Below are 24626 nucleotides of genomic sequence, written 5' to 3'. Positions count from 1 at the left end.
CTGATGGCCGACGGCTACGGCTTCGGCGGCGAGGGCGACTGGAAGACCGCGACCCTGCTCCACACGGTGAAGTCCATGGGTGCGGGGCTGCCCGGCGGCACGTCGTTCATGGAGGACTACACCTACCACCTCGCACCGGGCAGTGAACTGATCCTGGGCGCTCACATGTTGGAGGTGTGCCCGACCATCGCGGGTGGCCGGCCCAGTTGCGAGATCCACCCGCTGGGCATCGGCGGCCGCCAGGACCCGGTCCGGCTGGTCTTCGACGCCGCGCCCGGCCCCGCGGTCGTCGTCGGCCTGGCCGACATGGGCGACCGCTTCCGCCTGGTCGCCAACCGGATCGAGATCGTCCCCCCGCTCGAACCGCTGCCCGCGCTGCCCGTCGCCCGCGCGGTCTGGCGCCCCGAACCCGACCTGCGCACCTCCACCGAGGCCTGGCTGACAGCCGGCGGCCCGCACCACACGGTGCTGTCCACCGCGATCGGCGCGGAAGAACTCACCGACCTCGCCGACCTCCTCGGCACCGAACTGCTCATGATCGACACCGACACCGACATCCGCCAGTTCGCCAAGGAGATCCGCTGGAACCAGGCCTATTACCACCTCGCCCGCGGCCTCTAGCCCGCGGCCCTCAGCCTGCGGCCCGGACCGGGCCCGCCGATGCCGGGCCCATCTGACGCCACGTCGGATCGGGTAGGCTCGACAGCCCGGCAAGCAGGCACACCGCGCTTTCCCGCACGGCTTTCCGCGCGGCGGACGTCCTTCCGGCGGACACACTTCTCCCGTCAGAAAGCAGTGGCACCGATGGCCTCCGAGGACGTGTACGGCAAGCTGATCACCCTTCTCGACGAGCGGGGCGCCAGCTATCGGGTCATCGAGCACGAACCCGAAGGAGTGACCGAGGCGGTCAGCCGGCTGCGCGGCCACGACCCGCGCCAGGCGGCCAAGTGCATCGTCATCATGGTGAAGGTCGGCAAGAAGGAGAAGCGGTACGCGGCGGCGGTCCTTCCCGGCGACCGGCGGGTCGACTTCGGCCGTATGAAGGCGCTGTGCAACGGCAGTTACGCCTCCTTCGCCACGCCCGAGGTCGCCGAGGAGCTGGCCGGCACCCCCGTCGGGACCATCCCGCCCTTCTCCTTCGACGAGCGGATGGGCCTGTTCATGGACCCTGAACTGCTCGAATTCGACGAGGTGTTCTTCAACGCGGGCCGCCTCGACCGCACCATCGCGCTGTCCACCAAGGACTACCTGGCCATCGCGAACCCGCGTATCGAGCCGATCACCCAGGTCTGAAAGCCGATCGTCGCGGTCGCCGCCTCTCGTCAAGGCGGCCAGGAGCGGCGCGCTTCTGGCCGCCTTGACGACGAGCGGCGACCGCTGTGAAAATATCGCGGGTTCTCAGCATGCAGCGCGGGGCCCCTTCCAGGCCCTGACGGTTCCCGCTCTCCTGTACTTCTCTCCTGTACTTCCAGCACCGGCCGGCTTCCTCGCCACCTCGGGCGTCACCACCGTCCTCCCCACCTCAGCCTCAGCCGCTGAGCAGCGGCGCGACCCCCAGGGAAGGGCCACCATTGCGTGCGCGCAAGCCCCAACTCAAACCTGAGCGGCCGTGGTTCTCGTCCGGGCCGAGCGCCAAGCGGCCGGGATGGGACCCCGGCGACCTCAAGGGGGCGTTCGTCGGGCGCTCGCACCGCCACCCCGAGGGGCGGGCGCGGCTGCGGGAGGTGATCGCGCGCTCCGCGCAGGTCCTCGGGCTCCCGCCCGACTACCGGTTGGCGGTCGTGCCCGGTTCCGACACCGGCGCGATGGAGACCGCGATGTGGAATCTGCTGGGCCACACCGCCGTCGACGTGTGCTGCTGGGAGAGCTTCGGGTACACCTGGTTGACCGACGTGGCCGAGCAGTTGGGCCTGCCCGAGGTGACCGTCCACCTCGCCGACTACGGGCACCTGCCCGACCTGCGCCGGGTCGACTTCGGCCACGACGTCGTCTTCCCCTGGAACGGCACCACCTCGGGGGTCCGCGTCCCCGACGCCGAGTGGATCCCGCAGGTCCGCGACGGCCTCACGCTGTGCGACGCGTCCTCCGCGGTCTTCGGCATGGACGTCGACTTCACGAAGCTCGACGCGGTCACCTGGTCCTGGCAGAAGGCGCTCGGCGGCGAAGGCGCCCACGGGATGCTGGCCCTGTCCCCGGCGGCCGTCGAACGCCTCGCGGCCTACCGGCCCGACCGCCCCGTACCGGAACTCTTCCGCATCGCCCGCGAAGGGCACCTGCTCGACGACGTCTTCGACGGCTTCTTCATCAACTCGCCCTCGATGCTCGCCGTCGAGGACGTGCTGACGTCACTGGACTGGTGCGAACGCATCGGCGGGCTCCCGGAGATGCTGGCCCGCTCCCGGCGGAACCTGGAGGCGGTCGCCGCCTGGGTGGTCGACCACCCGTACGTACGCTTCCTGGCCGCCGATCCGGCCACGGTCTCCTCGACCAGCATCTGCCTGACCTTCACCCACCCGGTCCTGGACGGACTGCCCCGCCAGGAACGGAGCCGGTTCACCACCCGGTTGTGCGAGCGGGTCGAGGCCGAGGGCGCCGGATACGACATCGAAGGCCACCGCGAGGCGCCGCCCGGCGTCCGTATCTGGGGCGGCCCCACCGTGGACACCGATGACATCGCCCTGCTGCTGCCCTGGATCGACTGGGCCTTCGCCGAGACGTTGGGGGAGTACGGATGAGCGGCGCGATCATGCGCGGAGCAGCGAGGCGTGGACGCGGTCGATGGCCCGCAGCACCTCGTCACGGTTCCTGGCTTGCTGCATCCATGCGGGCAGGCGGGCCACCACGGTCATCTTCCGGCCGTGGTCGTGCCAGGGAATCCCTTCACGGAGCCGCGCCCGCACGAATCGTCTGATCAGATCCAGGTGTTCCAGGTCGTAGGCCCATACCCACCCGTGCCGCGTCTCGGTCTGCAGCCACAGCCGCACGCCGAAGTACGGGTCTGTGGCCGGCCCGTACCGGCCCCGGTGCAGGGCCACGGCTCCCCCGCTCCATTCCTTCGCCAGCCCGCAGTTACGGCACACGAGCCGCCTCGGTGCGAAGAGACCCGGATCGCGCGCTCCGGCCGAGTCCGGACCTGCCACGACGTGAGCGATCTTCTCGCAGCCGGGACAGCACACGAGGACCGACGCGAGGAAGTGGTATTTCGTGCTGCGCGGGTCCCGGAACCGAAGCTGTGAGGAGAGCGGACTCATCGGACCAGTATGCGAGCTGAGCGCTGGGCGCGGGCCGTACGGGGAGAGACCAGGCCGTGCGCCCCGGCGACCGCCCGCGCGGGGCTCGGCCGCCACCGTCCGAGGGTGCCTGTTCGGTGTGTCCCGCCTCGGGTGGGTGGTTGCGGGCACAGTTCCCCGCGCCCCTGGTGGGCGCCCCGGCGCCGCGTCCGCGTGACCGCCCGCGCGGCTCGGGTCGCCACCGTCCGGTGGGGCCCGTTCGGTGCGTCCCGGACCGTCGGTGGGGTGGGTGGTTGCGCGCGCAGTTCCCCGCGCCCCTGGTGGGCGCCCTTCGCGGGCCCCTCGGTGCCGGGGGCGCGCGAGCGGTCCGCGCGGGGGCGCGTCAGCGCCCGCACGGCGCGGAGGTGCGCCCCCGGCCCGCCCGGAAACGTGCCGCGTTCCCAACCCCCGGCTGGGAAGCCGAATTTGTGCGAGACGTCTTGACGGGCACTCAGTGAACGCTAACATTCTCGGAGACGACGGAGTCCGGGAGAGGCGCGCACCGCTGCCGCTCCTGCGACGCCGGACCGGCGCCGTGGTGCTCCTGGCACGTGCGGGCGTCAGTGAGACGCGGGAGAAGGGGTGCCATCGCGCGGCATCGGCATCTCCTGGTCGTGGTCACCGTGGGCACCCGCCCACCGGCGGGCAATACGGGTCGTGCCGACCTGCGCGCCGGTGCGGCGGGAAGACGCGAATGGGATCTTTCGCGCGAGCAATATGTGAGCGCTAACAAATGGCTGCGAGGCCTTTCCGGACGGGATGTTGGTCATGGGTGCAGTGCGGAGTGTGCGGGTCGGACGAGCCGGGCAGGGGATGAGGCCGGGGCTGGCACGCCGCTGCGGAGCCGCGGCCGTCGTGCTCGCGGTGATGGTCGGTGCGGCGGCGTGCAGCAAGAGCGGGGCGGGCTCGGGTTCGGACTCGGGTTCCGCCGCCGGAGGCACCGGCTCGGCCTCGAACGCCCCCGCCGCGGCGATCCAGGGCGACATCACCTTCAACGACGCCAACCTCGCCAAGCTGGACGACGCCCTGAAGGCGGCGCTGGCCGGCAAGGACCTGTCGAAGCTGGACGAGGCGATGGTCGTGAACGTCGCCGTCGACTACTGGAACGCCGGCAAGATCGGCTTCAACAAGGGCCTCAAGGACCTCGGCGTCAAGGGCACTTACCAGGCCCCGGCCAACGGCCGGCTCGACCAGCAGCTGTCGATCATCCAGACGCTGCGCGGCCAGGGCATCACGGGCCTGAGCGTCTCGGCGATCGACCCGACCGCCATCAAGGCCCCGATCGCGTCGGCGAACAGCGCCGGCATCCCGGTACTGGCGATCGACTCGCCGCTGCCGAAGGAGGACGGTGCCGCCCTCTACCTCGGCACCCCGAACTACCAGGCGGGGCAGAAGGCCGGCGAGGCGATGAAGCAGGCGCTCGGCGGCAAGGGCCAGGTGGTGATCCTGGTCGGATCCCTTACCACGTCCAACGCCGTGGAGCGCATCCAGGGCTTCGAGGACGCGATCAAGGGCACCGGCATCAAGGTCGCGCAGAAGCTCAGCGACGGCATGGACGCGGCCAAGGCGCTCACCAACGCGCAGACCGCCATCCAGACCAACCCGAACATCAACGGCCTCTACGGCGTCTACTCCTACGACGGTCCCTCCGCGGGCCAGGCCGTGCAGGCGGCGGGCAAGACCGGCCGGGTCAAGATCGTCTCGGACGACAGCGACCCGCAGACCCTCAAGTTCGTGAAGTCGGGCGTCATCCAGGCCACCGTCCTCCAGGAGCCGTACCAGCAGGGCTACACCGGCGCGTACTTGCTGGCGGCGCTCAAGGTGCTGGGCAAGCAGGCCACCCTCGACCTGGTCAAGCCGTACCTGGAGTCCGACGGCAGCACCATCAGCTCGGGCGTGGGCCTGGTGACGCAGTCCAACCTCAGCGACTACCAGGCCAAGCTCACCCAACTGGGCATCGGCTGATGGGCACGCCGGTCAGCGAGCGGACGAGCGCGCCCACCGACATCGCCGTCTCGCTCCGTGACGTGAGCAAGGTCTACGGGCCGGTGAAGGTGCTCGACATCCCCCGACTCGACCTGGCCCGCGGCCAGATCGTGGCGGTGGTCGGCGAGAACGGCGCGGGCAAGTCCACGCTGATGGGCGTGCTGTCCGGCACCGTCACCCCCACCACCGGCGCCATCACCATCGCCGGACGGCAGTTGCACGCCGGCCGGCCGGACCACTCCCGCGACATGGGAGTGGCCATGGTGGCGCAGGAGTTCCCGCTCGTCGGCCAACTCAGCGTGGCCGAGAACCTGTTGCTCGGCCGCCGCCCGCAGCGCGCCGGCACCCGCCCGCTCGGCAAGGTGGTGGTCGACCGGGCGGGCACCAGGGCGGAGGCCAGGACGCTGCTGGCCGAGGTCGGGGTGACCGGTGTCGACGTCGACCGCCCGGTCGGCCGATTCCCGGTCCCCGTAAGGCAGATGATCGAGATCGCCAAGGCCTGGGGCCACCGCCCGGTCGTGCTGATCCTGGACGAGCCGACCTCCTCCCTCGGCCCGGTCGAGGCCGAGCGCGTGCTGGACCTGGCACGTACGCACGCCGCCGCCGGGGGAGCGGTGCTCTTCATCGGGCACCGGCTGGACGAGGTGCGGTCGGTCGCGGACCGGGTGGTGGTGCTGCGCAGCGGCCGTCTGGTCGCGGACCTGACGCCGGCCGAGGCGACCGAGGAGCGGATGATCCGCGAGATGGTCGGCAGCGAGCTGGCCCGCGCGGACCTGGCGCCGCCGTCGTCCGTGGAGCGTACGGCGACGCTGAGCGTACGGGGGCTGACCGCGGACGGCCTCGGCCCGGTCGACCTGGACGTACGGGCCGGCGAGATCGTGGGCGTGGCGGGCCTGATGGGCTCCGGCCGCAGCCGGCTGCTGCACACGGTGATGGGCGCCCAGCCGCGCACCGGCGGCTCGGTGGCCTTCGACGGCGCCGACTTCCACCCGCGGCACCCGGCCGACTCGGTCGCGGCCGGCATCGGCCTGGTGCCCGAGGACCGCAAGGTCCAGTCGCTGCTGCCGGCGCACTCCGTGCGCTGGAACGTCACGCTCACCACCCTGCGCCGGATCAGCCGCCGCGGTGTGCTGCGGCCCCGGCACGACAAGGAGCACGCGGCCCGCATCGTCAAGGACCTCGGGGTGCGCCTGCACAGCCAGGAGCAGCCGATCAGCTCGCTGTCCGGCGGTAACCAGCAGAAGGCGGTCTTCGGCCGCTGGCTCGCCGCGAAGCCCAAGCTGCTGCTGCTCGACGAGCCGACGCGCGGGGTCGACGTCGGCGCCAAGGCGGAGATCTACCACCTGATCGACACGGCCGCGCAGGACGGCCTCGCCGTCCTGGTCGCCTCCTCCGAACTGGAGGAACTGCTTTGGATCTGCCACCGCATCGTGGTGATGGCCCGCGGCCGCATCGTCGCGGACATCCCGCGGGAGCGGTTCGGCAAGGAAGTGATCATGACCGCGGCGGCCGGTTCCGGGGCCGGTGCGCCGTCCGGCCGCACGGAGGACGCCGGCACGTCCGGCGAAGGGAAGGCTCACGCATGAAGACCAGCACCGCCCCGGCCCTCGCGGACCTGGACGACGGTACGTCGCCGCGTACGTCCCTGGTCCGGCGGCTGGCCGAGACCCCCGAAGTCGGCGTCGTGGCCGCCTGCGTGGTCGTCTTCGCCGCGCTCGCGATCGACAAGTCCACCTTCGCCAGCGCCGTCAACCTCCAGGGTATGGGCTTCGACCTGGCGCAGTACGGCCTCATCGCGATCGGCGAGTCCCTGGTGATCCTCACCGGCGGCATCGACCTGTCGGTCGGGGCGCTGCTGGGCACCAGCGTCATCCTGATGTCGTGGTTCAACGTACGGGCCGGCCTGCCGCCCGTCCTCGCCGTCCTGGTCACCCTGGTCATCGCCGGCACGGTGGGCCTCATCCACGGACTCGCCGTCACCCGGCTGAAGATGCCGCCCTTCGTCGTCACCCTGGTCACCTACACCGTCGCCCAGGGCGTCACGCTCGCCATCACCTCCGGCACCTCGATCACCGGCATCGGCGGCTTCTTCGGCGACGTCGGGCAGACGTACGTGGCCCAGGTCCCGCTGCCGCTCATCCTCTTCGTGATCGTCGCCGTCGTCGCCTGGTTCTTCCTGGAACGCACCTACGCGGGCCGCCAGGTCTACGCGGTCGGCGGCAACGCGGAGGCGGCCCGGCTGGCCGGCATCCGCGGGGACCGGCGCATCATCTCGATGTACGTGACCAGTTCGCTGCTGTCCGCCTTCGCCGGGATCATGGTGCTGGGCCGGATGGGTGTCGGCTCGGCCAGCGGGGTCGGCGTCGGCTGGGAGCTGTCCGCGATCGCCGCGGCCGTCATCGGCGGGGTGAGCCTGGTCGGCGGCCAGGGCCGCATCGTCGGCATCGTGGCGGGCACCATCCTGCTCGAACTGATCAACAACGGGCTCACCACACTCCAGATCAACTCCAACTACACCAACATCGTGCTCGGTTGCGTCCTCGGGGTGGCCATCACCGCCGACCGGCTGCGCGCCAGAAGCGTCGCCCGCCGCAGCTGAGCCCCCGCTCCACCCCGCTCCACCCGTGCAGGTCCCGGCGCCCCCCACGGGCGCCGGGCCGCCCTTCGGCCTGCCCGCGGACAGCCCGCGCCCCCAGGCCGTGCGTCTCCCCACCCCCCACACCGGAGGAGGACTCCGTGTCCGTACCCGTGGCAGCACATCTCCAACAGCACGTCAGAAAGTGGGCGTTGGCGGTCACCGCCGTCGTCGCGCTGATCGCCGGAATCCTGGCCGGCACCTCGCCGGCCTCGCAGGCGGCCGTCTCCGGGCCCTGCGACATCTACGCGTCCGGCGGTACGCCGTGCGTGGCGGCACACAGCACCACCCGCGCGCTGTACGGCTCGTACAACGGCTCGCTTTACCAGGTCAGGCGCGCGTCGGACAACGCCACGCAGAACATCGGCGTCCTGAGCGCCGGGGGCTACGCCAACGCCGCCGCGCAGGACTCCTTCTGCTCCGGCACGAGCTGCGTGATCACGGTGATCTACGACCAGTCCGGCCGCGGCAACAACCTCACCCAGGCGCCCGCCGGCGGCGCGGCCGGCGGCCCGGACAACCTCGCCAACGCCACCGCGGCGCCCACCACCGTGGCCGGCCACAAGGCCTACGGCGTCTTCGTCGCCCCCGGCACCGGCTACCGCAACGACCACACCAGCGGCATCGCCACCGGCGACAACCCCGAGGGCATGTACGCCATCTTCGACGGCACCCACTACAACGGCGGCTGCTGCTTCGACTACGGCAACGCCGAGACCGACAGCCGCGACGACGGCAACGGCACGATGGAAGCCATCTACTTCGGCAACATCAAGGTCTGGGGCTACGGTTCGGGCAACGGCCCCTGGATCATGGCCGACCTGGAGAACGGCCTCTTCTCCGGCGTCAACCAGCACCTCAACTCGAATGACCCGACGATCAACTACCGCTACACCACCGCCATCATCAAGGGCGGCCCCAACCACTGGGCCATCCGCGGCGGCAACGCGCAGTCCGGCGGCCTGTCCACCTTCTACGACGGCGTACGCCCCAACGTCTCGGGCTACAACCCGATGAAGAAGCAGGGCGCGATCATCCTCGGCATCGGCGGCGACAACAGCAAGGGCGCCCAGGGCACCTTCTACGAGGGCGTGATGACCTCCGGCTACCCCTCCGACGCGACGGAGAACGCCGTCCAGGCGAACATCACCTCCGTCGCCTACGGCAACGGCTCGTCCGGGGGCGGCTCGGGCTTCCCCGCCGCCGGCAGCAGGTTGTCCCTGCGAGCGACGACCTCGTGCTGCACCGGCGACTACATCACGCACGACGACGCGGACACCAACGTCGTCATCTCCTCGGTCACCTCGTCCAGCACGGCCACCGCCAAGGCCGACGCCACCTGGATCGTGCGCGCGGGCCTCGCCAACAGCTCCTGCGTGTCCTTCGAGTCCGCGAACAAGTCGGGCCAGTACCTGCGCCACTACAACTACAAGCTCCAACTGGCCGCGAGCGACGGCAGTTCGACCTTCCAGCAGGACGCGACCTTCTGCCCGCAGAGCGGCCAGAACGGGCAGGGCTACTCGCTCCAGTCCGTCAACTTCCCCGACAAGTACCTGCGCCACTTCAACTACAACGTCTACATCGCCTCGAACGGCGGTTCCAACGCCTGGGACTCCGCCACCTCCTGGGCGGACGACGTGAGCTGGGCGACCGCGTCCCCCTGGACGCCGTAAACCCCCACGCGCCGAGGCCGTACCACCGGTGGCGCCGGTGGTACGGCCCCGGCCGGCGCTGGCCGGCCCCGACCGGCGGGTCAGGCCACGAGCAGGCGGAGGCCCAACTCGGCGGAGTCGAGGGCGACGAGGTCCCGGTTGCGTTCGGCCCACCTGCCTGAGTCAAGGTCGGCGCGGAGCGCGTCCACGGCCCGCTTCTCGGCCCGCGCCCCGACCCGCGTCCACACCGACACCGCGCGGCGCACATCCTCGTCCAGATACGCCTCGGGCCGGCGCCAGTAGGCTTCGAAGAAGCCGTCGGCGCAGTCCCACGGCACGAGCACCGGCTCGGCGCGGCCCCCGATCGCGCGCGTCAGGTCGGCCAGCGACGGCCATTCGGTGAGCAGCCCGGCGAATTCCGGCAGGTAGTCGCGGGTGAGCCAGAACCGCTCCAGCCAGCCGGTCGTGCTGGCGTCGTAGGTGAACACCACCACGCGGCGGGCCACGCGGCGCATCTCGCGCAGCCCCGCGATCGGGTCCTGCCAGTGGTGAACGGTGCTGAAGGCCATCGCGGCGTCGAAGGACTGGTCCTCGAACGGCAGGCTCTCCGCACTGGCGGCCACGCACGGCGCCGCCCCCGCGGGACGCTGCGCGCGCATCACCGCCGACGGCTCCACCGCCGTGACATCGCGGTCCGGCGGCTCGTACGAGCCGGTGCCGGCCCCGACGTTCAGCACCGTGCGCGCGTCCCCGAGCGCCTCCCAGACCTTCGCGGCGATCCGCGGCTCTGTGCGCCGGGTCGCCGGGTAGGCCGACCCGATGGCCTCGTACAACTGCGCTCCAAACACCCTGAGTTGTTCCTCCGGTGGTGTGCTGATCCCCATGGCGCGTGCCTCCAGTTCCCTGTCGATGGCCGTCACCATCGCGGCGGCGCGGTCGCGCTGCTCCAGCAGCAGGCCGCGCAGCCGGCGCAGATGCGCGACCGCGTCGGTGGCCGGGTCGTCCACCAGATCCGCGATCTCGCGGAGTCCGAAGCCCAGCCGCCGGTAGGCGAGCACCTCCCGCAGCCGCTCCACGTCCCCCGCCGCGTAGGCCCGGTATCCGCCCGCGGTCCGGGCGGACGGACGGACGAGCCCGATCTCGTCGTAGTGGTGCAGGGTGCGGACGGTGACGCCGGCCAGCTCGGCCACGCGTCCCACGGTCAGGTGCTCTTCCACGCCACCGACCATGCGGCATGACGTCACGTGAGGGTCAAGCAGGTCGCTATTCCCGCTGACGTCACGGCCGCGCCCCGCAGCCGGGATGATCCGGTGCGGGGCGCGTGGCGGAAGGGTTCAGAGGGCGCGGGCGTAGGCGATGAAGTCGGCCCAGGCGGTGGGGGAGAAGGCGAGTTGCGGCCCCTCCTTGTCCTTGGAGTCCCGTACGTGGACCGTGCCCGGGCACTCGGCGACCTCGACGCAGTCGCCTTCACTGCCGCTGCTGTGGCTGGACTTGTGCCAGCCGAGGGCGACCTCGACGCAGTTGTCGCCTTGCGAGCCGCTGTAGCTGGACTTCTGCCAGTCCACGGCGACCTCGATGCAGTCGTCACCCTGCGAGCCGCTGTAGCTGCTCTTGAACCAGACCAGGCCGGGCGTGGTCATAGTGCTCCTCGCATTCGCTCCAGCAGGCCCCTGGAGTCGTCGGGGGTGAGGGCCTGTGAGCGCAGTTTTGCATATCGCTGCTGGAGGACGCTGATCTCTTTCGGGTCAGCGATGAGCCGCCCGTTCTTCTGTCCCTCGGAGTAGGCGAACCAGCGGTTCTCGGGCGTCTCCAGCAATTGCAACGGGCCGTCATGGCCAGCATGCACTGGCTGCCGCAGCGGCATGATCTGCAACTCGACGTTCCAGTGCCGGGCACTGACGTCCAGCAGGTGGTCGTACAACTCCCGTGTGACGTCGGGTCCGCCTGTCCACCTCTCCAGGACAGCCTGTTCCAGGATGAAGCTGAACGCGCAAGGCCGTTCGCGGTCCGTCGAGAGCAGCTTGTGCCGGTCGAGCCGCTTGGCCACCCGCTGTCCGACGGCGGCCTCACCCGCGAGGGGCGGCACGCTCAACGACACCGCCCGCGCATAGGCCTCGGTCTGCAGCAGGCCCGGGATCACGCGGCATTCGTACGTGTACAAGCTGATCGCCGTCAGCTCCAGCCGCGCCCACCGCCGGAACCAGGCGGCAAGCCCCTGCTCCCGCGTGAGGTGCTTGTAGGCCGCCTTTAAAGCGCCGGTATTGCCGAGTGCCGCCTCGCCGAGGTCGATGAAGTCCACGTCCGGCATGCGGCGGCCCACCTCGACGGAGGCGACCGTGTGCTTCGAATACCCGACCTCGCGCCCCAACTCCTCCCGGCTGAGGCCGGAGTGGTTGCGCAGCGCCTGCACGACCGCCCCGAACGTCCGCAAGCTGTCGGACGACTCGGGTTCACCTCCGGCTTTGCCGCCCTCGTCCTCGTCTTCCGTCCCGCCCGTACCATCGGCCATCTCCGGCCTCCTCCCGGGGTGCCGCCCATGGGCACTCTCCGGAAGCAAGCCTTACTGACGGTGATGCGTACTGTCTACGATCTGTGCGCGTACGCTGCCGCAGCGTACGCGTACTACGCGGCTTGCGCCGTCACCGGCAGGCACTCGGCGAGCAGGTTGACCACGTCGTTCCACGCTCGCCGCGCGTGCAGTTCGTGGTGGGCCACGCCGGGGCGGACGGCGTGGCCCACCGACGGGTGGTGGAAGGCGTGTGCGGCGCCGCCGTAGACCACGAGGCGCCAGTCGACGCCCGCGGCCTGCATCTCGGCGGTGAAGGCGTCCCGTTGAGCGGGCGGCATGATCGGGTCCTCGGACCCGACCCCCACCCACACCGGGCAGCGGATGCGCGCCGCCTCGCCCGGCCGGCCCGTGGTCAGCGCGTTGACCGTCGCGATCACCCGGAAGTCGACGCCGTCCCGCCCGAGTTCCAGCGCGATCGCGCCCCCGGTGCCGTAGCCGACGGCGCCGATACGGTCGGGGTCGGTACGCGGCTCCGCCCGCAGGACGTCGAGCGCCGCGTGGCCGATGCCGCGCATCCGGTCGGGATCGGCGAGCATCGGCATCACGTAGGCCAGCATCTCCTCCGGGTCGGTGAACCACCGCCCGCCGTTGATGTCGAAGGCCATGGCCACGTACCCCAGTTCGGCCAGGGCGTCGGCCCGCCGCCGCTGGAAGTCGTTCAGCCCCGGCCCCTCGGGCCCGACCAGAACCGCCGGCCGGCGGCCGGTACCGGCCGGCAGCGCGAGGTGCCCGACCATCGTCAGGCCGTCAGCGGGGTATTCGACCGTACGCGTGGTCACCGTCGTCATGAATCCGACGCTAGCGACCGCGGGCGCCGCCCGGGCCGGAGTTCACCCCCGGCAGAACCGCCGCCAAGCCCGCGGGCCCCGATGAGCCCTACGCCTGCGCGGCCTCCACGTCACGGAGGTGCTGGAGAAGCGCTTCCTCGACCTCGGGTCGACCGCCGGTGTCGGGGACCGGCCACTCGCGCTCCCGGAGACCGGCGTCGAGGGCGGCGCGGGAGGTGAACCAGACGGCCCCCGCCGGGGGTACGACGGCTGCTCGCAGCCAGATGACGAAGCGGGAGACCTCCGCGGCGGTCCCGCTGACCGCGACATAGTCCCGGGACACCACGCTGGCGTGCCCTTCGTAGACGATGTCGTCGTCGGTGGTCGCCACGAAATCGAGCCGCGGCACGTCGGCCGGCCCGCCGCGCCCTCTGAAGTCGCTGTGCGTGTGCGGGAACCCGGCACCGAGCGCCGCGTCGAAACCCGCCAGCTCCAGATTCCAGCCATGCCAGTCGCCCGAGGCGGGGTAGAAGCAGAAGAGCGTCGGGGAATCCTCGTCCATGTCACCATCCTGTGCCTTCACGGTACATATCGTGCGACGCCGGTCACGCCCTCTTCCTCCATCAGCGTCTGCCAGTAAGCCTGCGATTCGGAGAAGTTGGTGTCGATCTCCAGGCCGCGGATCTGCTGGTGCTGTGCGATGGCTGCCTTGTATTTCTGCAGCTCCTTGCGGTCGTCAGGGACCGCGAAGGTGTCGGGGTTCCACTTCGGTGTCCCGTCGGCGCGGTATTCCTGCTCTATCTCGAAGGTGCTGGGCCGCCGGTAGCAGTTCTGCTCGTTCCGCACGTACTTGGCGTCGACCATATAGCCGTCGGAGGGGCGCATTCCGTCCGCGGCGATGGCCGGCCAGGGCACACCGCTGAGTGGGATCACTCGTTCCGGGTACCCGGCCACCCGCAATTGGTAGGCGTTGTCCGGGTTGCCCGGGTTCCTGGCACCGCCGAAGTCGACTGGTCGCAGTCCGTCGACCCAGGTGATGAACTCCTGCCGCTGCGCTGGACTCAGCGGCGTGGTCGTGCCCGCCGCGGGCGGGATCGGCGGGGCCCACGGGATGGTCGCGTTCGGGTCCCGGTACGCGGCCGGCAGCAGCCCCGGTGCGGCGCCAGGATAGGCGGCCAGGACCAGGGGGACAGGCTCGGGGATCGGGACCGGGATCAGAGGGAGGCCGGGGAGGTCGTACCAGTGGTGGTGGGGGCCGTCGTCATGGGGGAGCTTGACGCGGCTGCGGGAGGTGTCCAGGGCATGGGCGACATCGCCCAGGGCGTGGATCCACGGGTCTTCGCGTATCGCGTCCTTCAGGCCGCCGTCGTCTCCGTTGCCGCCGAACAGCGGGCTGTGCAAGGGCGATTCCGAGTGGAAAGGATTCAGCTGGTCCTGCCGGATGGTCTGCAGGGCCTGCTCGATGTGCGCGGCGTACTGCAGGCACGCCTGCGCGAGCTGGTCGCAGGCGGCGACGAGGTTGGCGACCAGGGTCTCGTCCTGCTGGGCCAGCGTCGGCGGCGGGTCGAAGCCGATGAAGGCCGTGAAGTGGGCGCGGAAGGCGTCGGCCGCCAGGCCGGAGTGGGCCTTGTCCGCGGTGTGGCCGCAGCCCTGCGCGTCGACAAGGAAGCGCTGCATCAGGGTCCCGGCCCGCTCCCAGGTGCCGGCGACGTCCCGCAGCTTGTCCGGCGAGCCGCGGAAGCGCCCGCCTGAGGCGCCCGTGCCGAGGTACTGATCGGAGAAGGCCGTCTCGCCGACGACCTCGGGCAGGTCCTCGCCGAGGCCGAGGAAGGACTCCTCGCAGTCCTCGGCCGGATCGCCCATGGAGGTGGTCGGGTCGGGCTGCCGCCCCATGAACAGCGCGGCGGTCGCGTCCTCCTGGGCGATGAACTCCCGGGCGCTGCGCATCAGCGCCCGGCCGCTCGCGCCCATCACGTATGCGCTGTAACCCATCTGGTCCAGCGTCTCCGCGGCAGCGGACGTGTAGACCTTCGCGAAGTCGTGCCCCGCGTCGTCGCCACCCGCCATGCCCTTCTGGCGGTCCAGCTCGTGGAAGACGGCGATCGCGGTGTCCCGGGCGCCGGGCATCACCGTGGTGACCATCTCCATCGACGCACCCATCATCGCGTCGGCGACGACCTGTAAGTCCGGCGGCAACCCCATGCGTCTCTCCCCCCCCTCGAACAACTCCCCCTGCCCGCAGGGTAGAAGCGGCCCCCGCTCCGCCGGGCGGTGCCGGCGGACAACGGCTGGAATCCGCCGGGCCCGGCCGGGGCCCGGGGCCGCGGGCCCCGCCAGGGGGAAGGGGGGCGGGGCCCGCGGAGGGGTGGGGAGGTGGGGTCAGGGCTGGAGGCCGGTGGACAGGGCGTTGAGCAGGGTGCCGGTCGGGGTATCGCCCGACATCTCCCAGATCATGGCGCCCAGGAGGTGCTTGGACTTGATGTAGGCGGCCTTCTTGCCGATCGACCAGGTGTCGTCGAAGGACCACCACTGGCCGCCGTTGCCGGTGTAGCCGTAGGTCGCGACGGACTGGTCGTCGTGGTAGATGGTCAGGCCGGGGACGGCGGTGACGAGGTTGCTGTAGCCGCGGGTGCCGGCTTCCTCGGCGAACTGGCCGGGTGCGGCGCCGCCAGCCGGCTGCCAGAGGCCGTGGGTTGTGCCGTCGGTGACCTGTTGCCAGCCGCGGCCGTAGAAGGGCAGGCCGATGGTGAGCTTGCGGGGGCTGATGCCCGCGTTGAGGTAGAGCTGGACGCCGGCGTCGACGCTGAAGTCGTGCGGGTAGGGGGAGTTGGGGTCGGGGTAGAGGTTGGCCTGGCTGCCGGTGCGGCCCGGCTCCCAGGAGTTGTCGCTGGCCGAGCCGTGGAAGTCGTAGCCCTGGATGTTCTCGATGTCCAGGGACTTCGAGACCTGGGGGAGGTCCCAGCCGGCGGCGATCTTGTTGGGGTCGGCCGGGGTGAAGGCGCTGAGCAGCTTGTGGCTGCCGCCCAGGGCGTCGAGCTGGGTACGGAATTCGGTGATCAGCGCGGTGAGGTTCGCCTTGTCGGCGGCCGCGTAGTGGTTGCCGGGGTGGCCGTCGGGCGAGCCGGGCCACTCCCAGTCCAGGTCGAAGCCGTCGAAGATGCCGGCGGCCACGCCGGGGCCGCCCGCCCCCTCGTAGGAGGGCAGGTTGCCCTTGATGTACATGTCGATGCAGGACGACACGAACTTCTTACGGGACGCGTCCGTCGCGGCGACGTTCGAGAAGTACTTCGAGTACGTCCAACCGCCCAGCGAGATCACGACCTTGAGGTTCGGATACTTGGCCTTCAGCTCCTTGAGCTGGTTGTAGTTGCCGCGCAGCTTGCCCCATCCGTCGTCGGCCTGGCCGTTGACGGACTGGGAGGCGGGGAAGGCCCGCCCGTAGTCCGCCTCGGCGTCACCGGCGCCGTCGCCCTGGCTGGGGTCCTCCGGGTCGCCGGTGGTGGCCTTGGTCACCCCGTTCAGGCAGGTGAGGTTCACCGGATCGACGTTGCCGAAGGCGTAGTTGATGACGTCCAGCTTGGCCGCGGCGCCCGAGGTGTCCAGGTTCTTCACGAAATACTGGCGGCCGTAGATGCCCCACTGCACGAAGTAGCCGACCTTCGCGTAACCGCCGCTGCCGACCGCCTCCAGGGTGGTCACGGTGACCGCGGTGCTCGCCGGCGAGGGATTGTCGGCGAGGTCGCGGGCCTTGACGGTGAAGGTGTAGGCGGTGGCGGGGGCCAGGCCGGTCAGTGTGGTCGTTCGCGTGTCGGCCGGCAGCGTCGCGGCGAGCGTGCCGCCGCGGTAGACGTCGTAGGCGGCGACCCGGTTGTTGTCGGTGGCCGCGTCCCACGACAGCTGGACGGTGCTCGACGTGACGCCGCTCGCCCGGAGGTTGCCGGGCGCTGTCGGCGGGACGGTGTCGGAGGCCGGGTCGAAGGTCGTGGCGGTGACCGGGGCGCTGGGATCGCCGGTGTTGCCGCGGGTGTCCTTCGCCCTGACCGTGAACTGGTAGGCCGTCGCGGGCGACAGGCCCTGCACGGTCGCCGTGGTGGTGGCGCTGGACGCCACGACCGCCCCGGCGCGCAGCACGTCGTAGGAGGCCACCGGGAAGTCCCCGACGGCCGCGGCCGTCCACCGCAGGCTCACGGTGTGGGCGGTGGCGTCCGCGACGGCGACGCCGGTGGGCGCGTGCGGCGGCACGGCCGGGCTGCCGTCGCACTTGGCGCCGTTGACCAGGCAGCCGGTGGGCGTGCCCAGCGGTCCCGAGGCGGTGAAGGTGTAGCTGTACGGGTACGTCGAACCGCCCGCCGGAACGGTGGAGTTGTAGTAGGCGGGGGAGGCGACGACGTGCGAGCCGGTGACGGTGGAGGTGCCGTACAGCTCGCTGGTGATCTTCACGCCGGCCGGCAGGTCGAATTCCAGGGTCCAGCCGTTCACCGCGGCGGCGGTGCCGTTCTTGACGACGTAGGTGCCCGTCCACGACGAGCCGCTGCCGCTGCTGCTGAATTCGGCGGTGACCGCGCCGGCGGCCTGCGCGGCCGGCGCGCTCAGGCCGGTGAGGCCGGCCAGCGCGAGGGCGAGGGCGAGGGTGGCGAAGCCGGCGACCGCGGCGGCCAGCCGCCGGCGCGCACGGTCGAGGGTGCGGGGTGATCTCCGTAATCTGGTGCTGCGTCCGGTGGGCACGGCTCTCCTCGGGGTGTGGGGAAGCGCGAGGGCGGCTCCCACAGGACAACCGAGATGGGCCGCGTCGGCAATGCGCCGGACGAGGATGGGACTGGACCACGCGGGGGCTTCCGGCGGTCCCATTGCTGATGGAGTGGACTAGACCAATTGCCGAAATTTTACCCGCACTTGACCAAGTGGGCGGTCCCGTCCGTCAGCGGGAGAAGCGGACGCCGACGCCCGTGCCCTGCGCGTTAAGCTCCAACACCCCGCCGTCCGGCGTCACATAGACCGTGCCCGCGGCGAAGTGCTGCCTGCCGGTCGTGGCGGCGGGCAGCGCGGCCACCGGCGTCGCCTGGCCGGTGCGCGGGTCGAGCCGCACCAGTTGCGGGGAGGCGGGCGGGCCCGCGAGGGCGTGGACGCGCTCGTCACCCGCGACGGCCGCGGCCAGCGCCACGGCCGGACAGCTCCAGAGCTTGGTCCCGGTGGCGGTGTCGAAGGCGTCGATCTCGCTGCCCGCGGCCGTGGTCGCCGGAGTGACCAGGACGGTGCCGACGAGGCGGGCGGAATGGTCGGCGGCGGTGTCGTTCCCGGGCGCCAACTCGGTGTTCCCCACGTTCAGTTTGCGGCTGCTCCCGGAGGCGGTGAAGACCCGTACGCTGTCCTCGCCCGCCTTGTGCACCGCCGCGATCAGCGGCGACCCCGAGAAGACGTGCGCGATGTCGGTGTGGGCGTCCTGGGCCTGGGTCCAGAGCGTCTTGCCGGTCAGTGCCGGCACCGTACTCGTCGACGACTACTGCGCGGACAACAAGAAGCAGTTCACCCTCACCGCCTACGACGGCATCTGGCACTCCCTCGCCCTGGTGCTCGCGCTACGGCCGGGACTTCGGCAGCGGCCGGCCGGCCTCCCAGCTGCGCCGCCACGACCCGGCCGCGGGCGGGCCCGCCGGACGCGCGACGGCGGCGTCCCTCGGCTCGCGCAGGGCGGCGTACCAGCCGATGTCCTCCTCGTTCCACAACCGGGCCACCGCCGTGGACAGCCGGGAGTTGAAGTCCCAGGCGTTCTCGCCGGCTTCCGGGTACAGCGGGTCGCCGTAGCGTACGGACACCCGCGGGCGCCCGGGGACCGGCCAGCCGCGGCCGCGCGGCATTGCGGCATAGGAGCCGCGGACCGCGATCGGGACCGCGGGGATGCCGAAACCGCAGCACAGGTGCGCGCTGCCGGCCCGTACCCGCTTCATCCAGCCGTCCTCCGAGCGGGTGCCCTCGGGGAAGAGCAGCAGGCTCCAGCGCTCCGCGACCAGTTGCGGCGCCAGGCTCCTGAGCCGGCCTGAGCCCTTGCGCTCGACGGGGAAGCCGTTGATGGCCAGCGCGGTGAGCACGGCACGCCAGGGGGTGTCGAAGAAGTAGTCGGCCGCGGCGCCGACCGCGATCCTGCGGGCGAACCTCGGCGGCAGCGAGCCCAGGATCAGCGGGGTGTCCAGATGGCTGGCGTGGTTGGCGACGAAGACCACCGGGCCGCGCAGCCCTTCGAGCCGCTCCAGGCCCCGCACGTCGGGGGCGCACACCGACCAGGCGGTGGGCTTGAGCAGCCCGCGCTGCAGGCCGTAGCGGACCGCGCCGGCCACCGGGGTGCGGGCCCACGCGGTCGGGAAGCGGCCGCGCTCCGGCTCCTCCTCCCACTCCTGCGCCGACCGCGGCACGGTGGCCCTGCCGCGCAGGTCCCTGCCCTGCGCGAGCAGCCGCAGGGACTCCGCGACACCGGCCCGCGCCTTGCCCGGGCGCCTCATCGGACGTCCGCCAGGGCCAGCGGCGGGCTGTGGTGGTAGGTGATCGACGGGCTCGACCCGACCGTCTCGCGGGCCATCTCCAGCGCGTCGCCCAGCGTGCTCGCGGTGCGGAAGCCCAGCCGGGAGGCGGTGCCGCGCTCGGCGCCGACGAAGATGACGTCGCCCAGGTGCTGGAGGGCGTGCGCGCCCCAGTACCACATGTAGAGCGGGTGGACTCCGTGGTAGGCGTGGCTGGTCCGGTACAGGTGGGTGTACCAGGGGTCGGTGGCGAACTGCTCCTCGTACTTCTCCTCGATCAGCGCCGGGTCCTTCGTCCTGGACAGCACCGACTCGTAGAAGTCGATGTAGCTGGGGTGGTGCACCGGATGGAACTCCTCCGGCATCGGGTGGTAGAAGATCCCGACCCCGCCCTGCCGCACGATCGGCTTGTTGCGGTAGAGGTTGAAGAAGTAGCCGAGGCCCAGCGACATCACCAGGATCGGGTTCATGATCGAGTTGACGTTGTAGGGGCAGATGAACGGCAGGCCCCACACCCCGATGTCGCTCTGCCCGTCGATCTCGGTGAGCTGCTGGCGGTGCACGTTGGCCAGCGTGTGCGGGTGGACCTCGGCAGGTGCGCCCGCGTGGACGCCGGTGATGCCGTAGGGGGCGTGACTGCGCTGCCACATCTGCCGGCGCATCTTGGCCGGCGCCATCGCGTTGAGCTTCCTGAACGCCAGGTACGACGCCTGGTCGGCCGGCGACCACTCCCACTCCCGCTTGTTCATGAAGCCGACCTGCGGCGGGTACGAGTCGCCGTTCACCGTCGACTCGACGGTGAACACCCGCACATGGCCGGCCAGTACGGCCGCCATCCGGTCGTAGGAGTGGTGCATCGCCGACTGCGGCGGGTCGTTGAAGGAGCGCGAGTGCCGCAGCGTGTGCACGTTGTGGTGGTGCCGCAGGCTGCGGTACGAGGCGAGCCCCACCGCGACGGACTTGGCTCCGCCGCTCATGCCGGTCAGCGTGATGTTGACGTAGACGATCAGATCGCTCTCGGCGGCCCGCCGGTTGATCTCCACCACCTCGCCGTGCCGGGTGGTGCCCACCTCGGTGAGATTGGCCCGGTCCTCGGCGTCGTGGTTGTTCAGGTGGCCGGGGAAGAAGGACCTGAACACCCGGTCGCCCACCGTCCGTTTCAGCTCCGCCGCCGTCATCCGCCGGTGCAGCGCGTTCGCGGCGAGCAGCTCGACGTCGTCCACGCCCGCGGCCGCCGCCATCTCCAGCACCTGCTCGATGATCCGCTGCCGCATGTCGGGGGCCCGCATCTGCGGCAGCGGCAGCGAGATGTCGTCGAAGACGATCGTCAGCCGCATCCCCGGGCGCAGCAGCGCCGGCAGCGGGTCCTCACCGTGCGGGTGCAGCAGAGCCTGCCGGATCGCGCCGCCGACATCCCTGATGCCGGGCAGCGAGTCCGGCGGGTAGATCACCCTGGTGCCCAGCGGAAAACGCTCCAGCCGGGCCGCCTCGCCCTCGTTGACCAGCAACGCCGGTGTGCGTTCGTCGACTTCGAGCACAAAACCCGGTCTGCCCACGTGCTGCTCCTAGCTCCGGTTCGGATCAAAAGCGACTTTGACGCTGCCCAGGCGGCCCGCCGAGAGCGCGTGCCCGATCGCCTCGCGCCAGCGGGACAGCGGGTAGACCGCGTCCACGAAGCCGGCCAGCGGCGCCACCCGCCCCGCCAGTCGTACGGCCTCGGCGAAGTCCGGCGCCTGCGCGGGGGCCTCCGCCTCGGGCCCGCCCGCCGACGCGTACGAACCGATCAGGTGCAACTCCCTGAACCACACCGGCGCCAGGTCCACCGCCCCCGACGGCATCCCCGACATCACCACCGTGCCGCCGGCCCGTACCGTACGCAGCGCCGTGTCCAGGCCGCCCGCGCCGCCCGTGCAGTCGAAGGCCACATCGACCCCGCCGAGCAGGAAGTCAGCGCCCAGGTCCGGGTGTTCCAGGGTGCCGCCGGTCAGCATCCGCAGCGCCCGAGCCAGCCGCCGCACCCCGAAGGTCTCGGTCGCGCCCAGCGCCTCGGCCAGCGCCCGCTGGTGCGGATGCTTGGCCACCGCGTATATCGGCCCGGCCGCGGTGAACTCCCGCAGGGCCAGGACCGTCAGCAGCCCGACCGTGCCCGCGCCGACCACCAGCACCGAGGCGCCCGGGGCGATCGCCGCCCGCCGCACCGAGTGGACCGCGCACGCCAGCGGTTCCACCAGGACCGCCGTGCGGTCCGCCAACTCGTCCGGCACCCGGTGCAGTTGCGAGACGTGCGCGACCACCGAGCGGGACCAGCCGCCCCCGGTGTCGGCGCAGAAACCGGTCTGGAGCCCGGCCCTGAGCGATCCGGTGGTGATGTGCCCGCAGCGGTTCCGCCGGCCCGCCCGGCATTCGGGGCAGGGCCGGGTACCGCGGGCCGCACACGACAGCACCGGGTCCACCACCACCCGGCTGCCCGCCGGCAGGCCGGGCGCGGCCGCCACCGTCTCGGCGACGATCTCGTGCCCCGGCACGAACGGCAGCGAGGCCAGCGCCGTCAGATACGGCGACGAGTGCCCGCCGAGCAGCGCCAGGTCGGACCCGCAGATCCCGGACAGCAGCGGCCGCAGCCGCACCCAGCCCGGCTCGTCCCGCCGCTCCGCGGGCCGGTCCACCAGCCGCAGCGGCGACACGGAACCGGCCACCGCACCGGCGAGCCGCCCGCCCGCCCCTGCCGCGGCGATACCGCGGGCGGCCAGGTAGCGGGCCGGCGACCGGTAGAACTCCAGTGCCTGGCTCACCGCAGCGCCTCCGCAGGCCCCGACATCGCGGTCAGCGCCGCGTCGATCCGGCCGCCGGTGTGCGCGCCCCACTCCTCGACCCGCCAGGCCCGCCGCGCCGCGTGCCGGTGCAGCCGGTGGTCGGGGTTGACCGCGACCGGGTTGCCGACCAGGCCGAGCAGCGCGCTGTCGGAGAAGCTGTCGCCGTACGCGTACGACCGCTTCAGGTCGACGCCGGCCGTCTCGGCGTACCGCCGCGCCCACGCCGCCCGCGCCTCGCCGACCACCGGAGGGCGTTCGAGACGCCCGGTCAGGACGCCGCCGCGGACCTGGAGGCGAGTGGCCGCGATCTCGTCGAAGAGCGGGCCGAGCGGCTGCACGAACAGGTCTGCGGTACCCGTGACCAGCACCGTGCGGTGGCCGGCCGCCCGGTGCGCCCGGATGCGGCGGATCGCCTCGGGAAAGGACCGGTGCAGCAGCGCGTCCCCGATCCGGTCCCGCACCGCGGCCCGCAACTCCGCCTCGGAGCAACCCGCGTAGCGTCGCATGAAGGCCCGTACGAAGTCGCCGCGGTCGCGCCGCTCGGCCTGGAGATACCCGGGCACCGCCAGTGCCAGCGAGGCGATCTCGCCGGCCCACGACGAGCGCGGCCCGCCGACCAGCCGCGTCCACACGAAGACCTCGACCAGGTTCGAGGCCAGCACCGTGCCCTCCAGGTCGAAGACCGCCGCGATGTCCCTGCCCTGCGGCAGCACGTCGGCGGCCCGCTTCCTGCGCGGCGCGGCGGTGCGCCGGGCCACCGCCGTGACCGCGGGGCAGTACACGTCGGCGACGTAGTGCGCCCAGGAGATCCCGGCCACGTCGAAACCGGGGCTGCCCGCGGGGCGGGCGCGGTGCAGCGCGACGACGTTGCCGTCGCCGTAGACCGCCTCCACACCGCCGTAGCCGCCGTAGAGGTCCAGCAGCCTGCGCAGGGTGCGGGTGCGCTGGGTGTCGGCGCGGGCCCGGTCGACCCGGTCCCTGATCCCGGCGGTGGCCGGCAGCAGCGGCAGCGCCCGGTCGACCAGGCCGGCCGCCCGCTCGCCCGCCTTCAGCGTCCGCTCCACCCGGGCGGCGCCGGGGAAGCGCCACGGCGGCACCTTGACGTGGCCGCGCCCGGCGTCGGGCAGCGGGTGCTCGGTGAAGTAGCGCGACACGTGGCGGTGCAACTCCGCCTGCGTCAGCGGATTGCGGGAGCCGGTGCCGACGTGGAAGTACGCCGGCTCGCCCGGCGGGGGCGGCGCCGCGGCCACCGCGAGCGCGGCGGAGGTGACGAAGTCCACCGGCACGATGTCGACCACGCTCTCGGCGTGGGCGGGGAATTCGGGGATCTCACCGCGGCCGTAGGCCAGCGTGATCGGGTCCATCATCTTGTACGACTCGAACCAGCCGGGGTACGGGCGCTCCAGCGCGGCCTGCACGATCGTCGGCCGCACGACGGACAGCCGCACGCCGGCCTCGCGGGCGTACTCCTCGGCGACCCGCTCACCCAGCGCCTTGGTGAAGGTGTAGACGTCCGTCCACCCCAGGCTCTGCCCGCGCAGCCGCCCGGCCGTGACCAGCCGGTCCTGCACCCAGCCGCGGCGGGCCCGCTCCGCGGCCGCGGCCGTCGCCGTGGACCCCGCCTTGCCGTGCTCGGCGCGGGCCGCCTCCAGCAGCGGCCCCAGCACCTCCGGCGTGCGCGAGCGCTGCTCGGCCTCCTCCCGTGCGGCCAGCGCGTGCCGCAACTCGGCACGCCAGTCGGCGTCGTGCTCCAGCCCCCGCTCGGCGACGACACCGCGGTGCAGCGCCGAGACGTACGCCGTGGACACGTGCACCACATGCGGCCGGTTCGGAGACTCGACGACCGCCCCGTAGAGGTCGCGGGCGCCCTGCACGTTGATCCGGAAGGCCTCGTCCACCGGGGGGTCGAAGGACACCGTGGAGGCGCAGTGCAGCACGGTGGTCACCGTGCCGGGCAGCGGTGGCATGCCGCTGCCCAGGTCGCCCTCCAGGCTGTCCACCCGCTCGGCCAGCGCCGCCTGCACCCCGGCGTAGCCGACACGTTCGCGCAGCGTGCGGAAGACCGGCTTGCGGGCCAGGGCCGCCAGGCGGTCGGCGGCGGAGGCGGCGCCGCGGCGCCTGGCCAGCACGGTGACCCGGACGCCGGGGTGCGCGACGACCAGCCGCTCCAGCATCGCCTGCCCGAGGAAGCCGGTCGCGCCGGTCAGCAGCACATGGCCGCCGAGGCCTGCCGCCGGCGGTTCCGCCCGCGGGCCGGCCGGCGGCGGTAGTGGTGGCGCCACGGCAGGACCTCCGTACGGAATCCGGGAGTTGGCAGAGCAGGCGGACGCGGCCCGGAAAAGCGTGAAGAAGTGTGCCGCCCCGTCGACGCGGCTCAGGTTAGGTCACCCCTTCTCGGGCGCACAATGCCCGCCGCTCGCACG

20 protein-coding genes are annotated in these 24626 nt (G+C 71.9%); 7 read left to right on the top strand and 13 right to left on the bottom strand.

Features of this window, described 5'->3' with window-relative positions; translation table 11 throughout:
- From BUE44_RS28155 to BUE44_RS28145, 3 genes are all read left to right on the top strand, one after another.
- Positions 1-621, top strand: a 621-nt coding sequence (locus BUE44_RS28155) for an L-arabinose isomerase family protein (RefSeq protein ID WP_456049213.1), incomplete at its 5' end; no start/stop codon positions are given.
- A gap of 183 nt (positions 622-804) precedes the next feature.
- Entirely contained in the window at positions 805-1293 is a 489-nt protein-coding gene (locus BUE44_RS28150; RefSeq protein WP_073501818.1) for a YbaK/EbsC family protein, read from the top strand.
- A gap of 278 nt (positions 1294-1571) precedes the next feature.
- Positions 1572-2735 (top strand): phosphoserine transaminase, encoded by a 1164-nt coding sequence (locus BUE44_RS28145; protein ID WP_073501817.1) that lies wholly within the window; start codon positions 1572-1574, stop codon positions 2733-2735.
- Between the two features lie 9 nt (positions 2736-2744).
- Here the strand turns inward: BUE44_RS28145 and BUE44_RS28140 are convergent, their stop codons facing one another.
- Positions 2745-3251 (bottom strand): hypothetical protein, encoded by a 507-nt coding sequence (locus tag BUE44_RS28140; protein WP_073501816.1) that lies wholly within the window; start codon positions 3249-3251, stop codon positions 2745-2747.
- Positions 3252-4082: 831 nt separating this feature from the next.
- Here BUE44_RS28140 and BUE44_RS28135 point away from each other — a divergent pair.
- The 4 genes from BUE44_RS28135 (at position 4083) to BUE44_RS28120 (ending at position 9563) form a co-directional block, all read left to right on the top strand.
- Positions 4083-5234 (top strand): substrate-binding domain-containing protein, encoded by a 1152-nt coding sequence (locus BUE44_RS28135; RefSeq protein ID WP_073501815.1) that lies wholly within the window; start codon positions 4083-4085, stop codon positions 5232-5234.
- Complete coding sequence (locus tag BUE44_RS28130) at positions 5234-6841, top strand: sugar ABC transporter ATP-binding protein (RefSeq protein WP_073501814.1); 1608 nt, start codon at positions 5234-5236, stop codon at positions 6839-6841. Before BUE44_RS28135 ends, BUE44_RS28130 begins: the two co-directional genes overlap by 1 nt.
- On the top strand, positions 6838-7854 hold the full coding sequence (locus BUE44_RS28125; RefSeq protein ID WP_073501813.1) for an ABC transporter permease: 1017 nt from the start codon (positions 6838-6840) through the stop codon (positions 7852-7854). The genes BUE44_RS28130 and BUE44_RS28125 overlap by 4 nt, the downstream gene beginning before the upstream one ends.
- Positions 7855-7991: 137 nt before the next feature.
- Positions 7992-9563: an alpha-L-arabinofuranosidase B gene (locus tag BUE44_RS28120; protein WP_407640068.1), complete on the top strand. Its 1572-nt coding sequence runs from the start codon at positions 7992-7994 to the stop codon at positions 9561-9563.
- A gap of 80 nt (positions 9564-9643) precedes the next feature.
- Here the strand turns inward: BUE44_RS28120 and BUE44_RS28115 are convergent, their stop codons facing one another.
- The 12 genes from BUE44_RS28115 to BUE44_RS28060 form a co-directional block, all read right to left on the bottom strand.
- Positions 9644-10771, bottom strand: a complete 1128-nt coding sequence (locus BUE44_RS28115; protein ID WP_200804547.1) for a MerR family transcriptional regulator — start codon at positions 10769-10771, stop codon at positions 9644-9646.
- 105 nt (positions 10772-10876) lie between these two features.
- Positions 10877-11182: a DUF397 domain-containing protein gene (locus BUE44_RS28110; protein ID WP_073501811.1), complete on the bottom strand. Its 306-nt coding sequence runs from the start codon at positions 11180-11182 to the stop codon at positions 10877-10879.
- Positions 11179-12051 (bottom strand): helix-turn-helix domain-containing protein, encoded by an 873-nt coding sequence (locus tag BUE44_RS28105; RefSeq protein WP_073501810.1) that lies wholly within the window; start codon positions 12049-12051, stop codon positions 11179-11181. The genes BUE44_RS28110 and BUE44_RS28105 overlap by 4 nt, the downstream gene beginning before the upstream one ends.
- 113 nt (positions 12052-12164) lie before the next feature.
- The gene (locus BUE44_RS28100) at positions 12165-12899 is read right to left on the bottom strand and encodes a dienelactone hydrolase family protein (RefSeq protein ID WP_073501809.1); all 735 of its coding nucleotides are present in this window, start codon (positions 12897-12899) and stop codon (positions 12165-12167) included.
- 88 nt (positions 12900-12987) lie between these two features.
- Complete coding sequence (locus BUE44_RS28095; protein WP_073501808.1) at positions 12988-13440, bottom strand: hypothetical protein; 453 nt, start codon at positions 13438-13440, stop codon at positions 12988-12990.
- Between the two features lie 17 nt (positions 13441-13457).
- The gene (locus BUE44_RS28090) at positions 13458-15080 is read right to left on the bottom strand and encodes a restriction endonuclease fold toxin-2 domain-containing protein (protein ID WP_073501807.1); all 1623 of its coding nucleotides are present in this window, start codon (positions 15078-15080) and stop codon (positions 13458-13460) included.
- Positions 15081-15257: 177 nt separating this feature from the next.
- Positions 15258-17603 (bottom strand): glycosyl hydrolase family 18 protein, encoded by a 2346-nt coding sequence (locus BUE44_RS28085; RefSeq protein WP_073501806.1) that lies wholly within the window; start codon positions 17601-17603, stop codon positions 15258-15260.
- Between the two features lie 193 nt (positions 17604-17796).
- Positions 17797-18360, bottom strand: coding sequence for an outer membrane protein assembly factor BamB family protein (locus tag BUE44_RS28080; protein WP_073501805.1), 564 nt, complete (start codon positions 18358-18360; stop codon positions 17797-17799).
- A gap of 94 nt (positions 18361-18454) precedes the next feature.
- The gene (locus BUE44_RS28075; RefSeq protein WP_073501804.1) at positions 18455-19372 is read right to left on the bottom strand and encodes a lysophospholipid acyltransferase family protein; all 918 of its coding nucleotides are present in this window, start codon (positions 19370-19372) and stop codon (positions 18455-18457) included.
- On the bottom strand, positions 19369-20946 hold the full coding sequence (locus tag BUE44_RS28070; protein WP_235002534.1) for a lactate racemase domain-containing protein: 1578 nt from the start codon (positions 20944-20946) through the stop codon (positions 19369-19371). The genes BUE44_RS28075 and BUE44_RS28070 overlap by 4 nt, the downstream gene beginning before the upstream one ends.
- 9 nt (positions 20947-20955) lie before the next feature.
- The gene (locus BUE44_RS28065) at positions 20956-22182 is read right to left on the bottom strand and encodes a zinc-dependent alcohol dehydrogenase (RefSeq protein ID WP_073501802.1); all 1227 of its coding nucleotides are present in this window, start codon (positions 22180-22182) and stop codon (positions 20956-20958) included.
- Positions 22179-24485, bottom strand: a complete 2307-nt coding sequence (locus BUE44_RS28060) for an HAD-IB family hydrolase (protein WP_143172597.1) — start codon at positions 24483-24485, stop codon at positions 22179-22181. The genes BUE44_RS28065 and BUE44_RS28060 overlap by 4 nt, the downstream gene beginning before the upstream one ends.
- Positions 24486-24626 lie beyond the last annotated feature (141 nt).

Source organism: Actinacidiphila paucisporea (assembly GCF_900142575.1).
GTDB lineage: Bacteria > Actinomycetota > Actinomycetes > Streptomycetales > Streptomycetaceae > Actinacidiphila > Actinacidiphila paucisporea.
Note: the sequence above shows the minus strand (reverse complement) of the source record. Positions and strands in the feature narration are given on the sequence as shown.

Bases quoted from the DNA above. Each gene is read 5' to 3' on its own strand.
- BUE44_RS28130 (WP_073501814.1), top strand. From the start codon at position 5,234: ATGGGCACGCCGGTCAGCGAGCGGACGAGCGCGCCCACCGACATCGCC.
- BUE44_RS28100 (WP_073501809.1), bottom strand. From the start codon at position 12,899: ATGACGACGGTGACCACGCGTACGGTCGAATACCCCGCTGACGGCCTG.
- BUE44_RS28090 (WP_073501807.1), bottom strand. From the start codon at position 15,080: ATGGGGTTGCCGCCGGACTTACAGGTCGTCGCCGACGCGATGATGGGT.
- BUE44_RS28115 (WP_200804547.1), bottom strand. From the start codon at position 10,771: ATGGTCGGTGGCGTGGAAGAGCACCTGACCGTGGGACGCGTGGCCGAG.
- BUE44_RS28150 (WP_073501818.1), top strand. From the start codon at position 805: ATGGCCTCCGAGGACGTGTACGGCAAGCTGATCACCCTTCTCGACGAG.
- BUE44_RS28135 (WP_073501815.1), top strand. From the start codon at position 4,083: ATGAGGCCGGGGCTGGCACGCCGCTGCGGAGCCGCGGCCGTCGTGCTC.
- BUE44_RS28105 (WP_073501810.1), bottom strand. From the start codon at position 12,051: ATGGCCGATGGTACGGGCGGGACGGAAGACGAGGACGAGGGCGGCAAA.
- BUE44_RS28125 (WP_073501813.1), top strand. From the start codon at position 6,838: ATGAAGACCAGCACCGCCCCGGCCCTCGCGGACCTGGACGACGGTACG.
- BUE44_RS28095 (WP_073501808.1), bottom strand. From the start codon at position 13,440: ATGGACGAGGATTCCCCGACGCTCTTCTGCTTCTACCCCGCCTCGGGC.
- BUE44_RS28075 (WP_073501804.1), bottom strand. From the start codon at position 19,372: ATGAGGCGCCCGGGCAAGGCGCGGGCCGGTGTCGCGGAGTCCCTGCGG.
- BUE44_RS28140 (WP_073501816.1), bottom strand. From the start codon at position 3,251: ATGAGTCCGCTCTCCTCACAGCTTCGGTTCCGGGACCCGCGCAGCACG.
- BUE44_RS28110 (WP_073501811.1), bottom strand. From the start codon at position 11,182: ATGACCACGCCCGGCCTGGTCTGGTTCAAGAGCAGCTACAGCGGCTCG.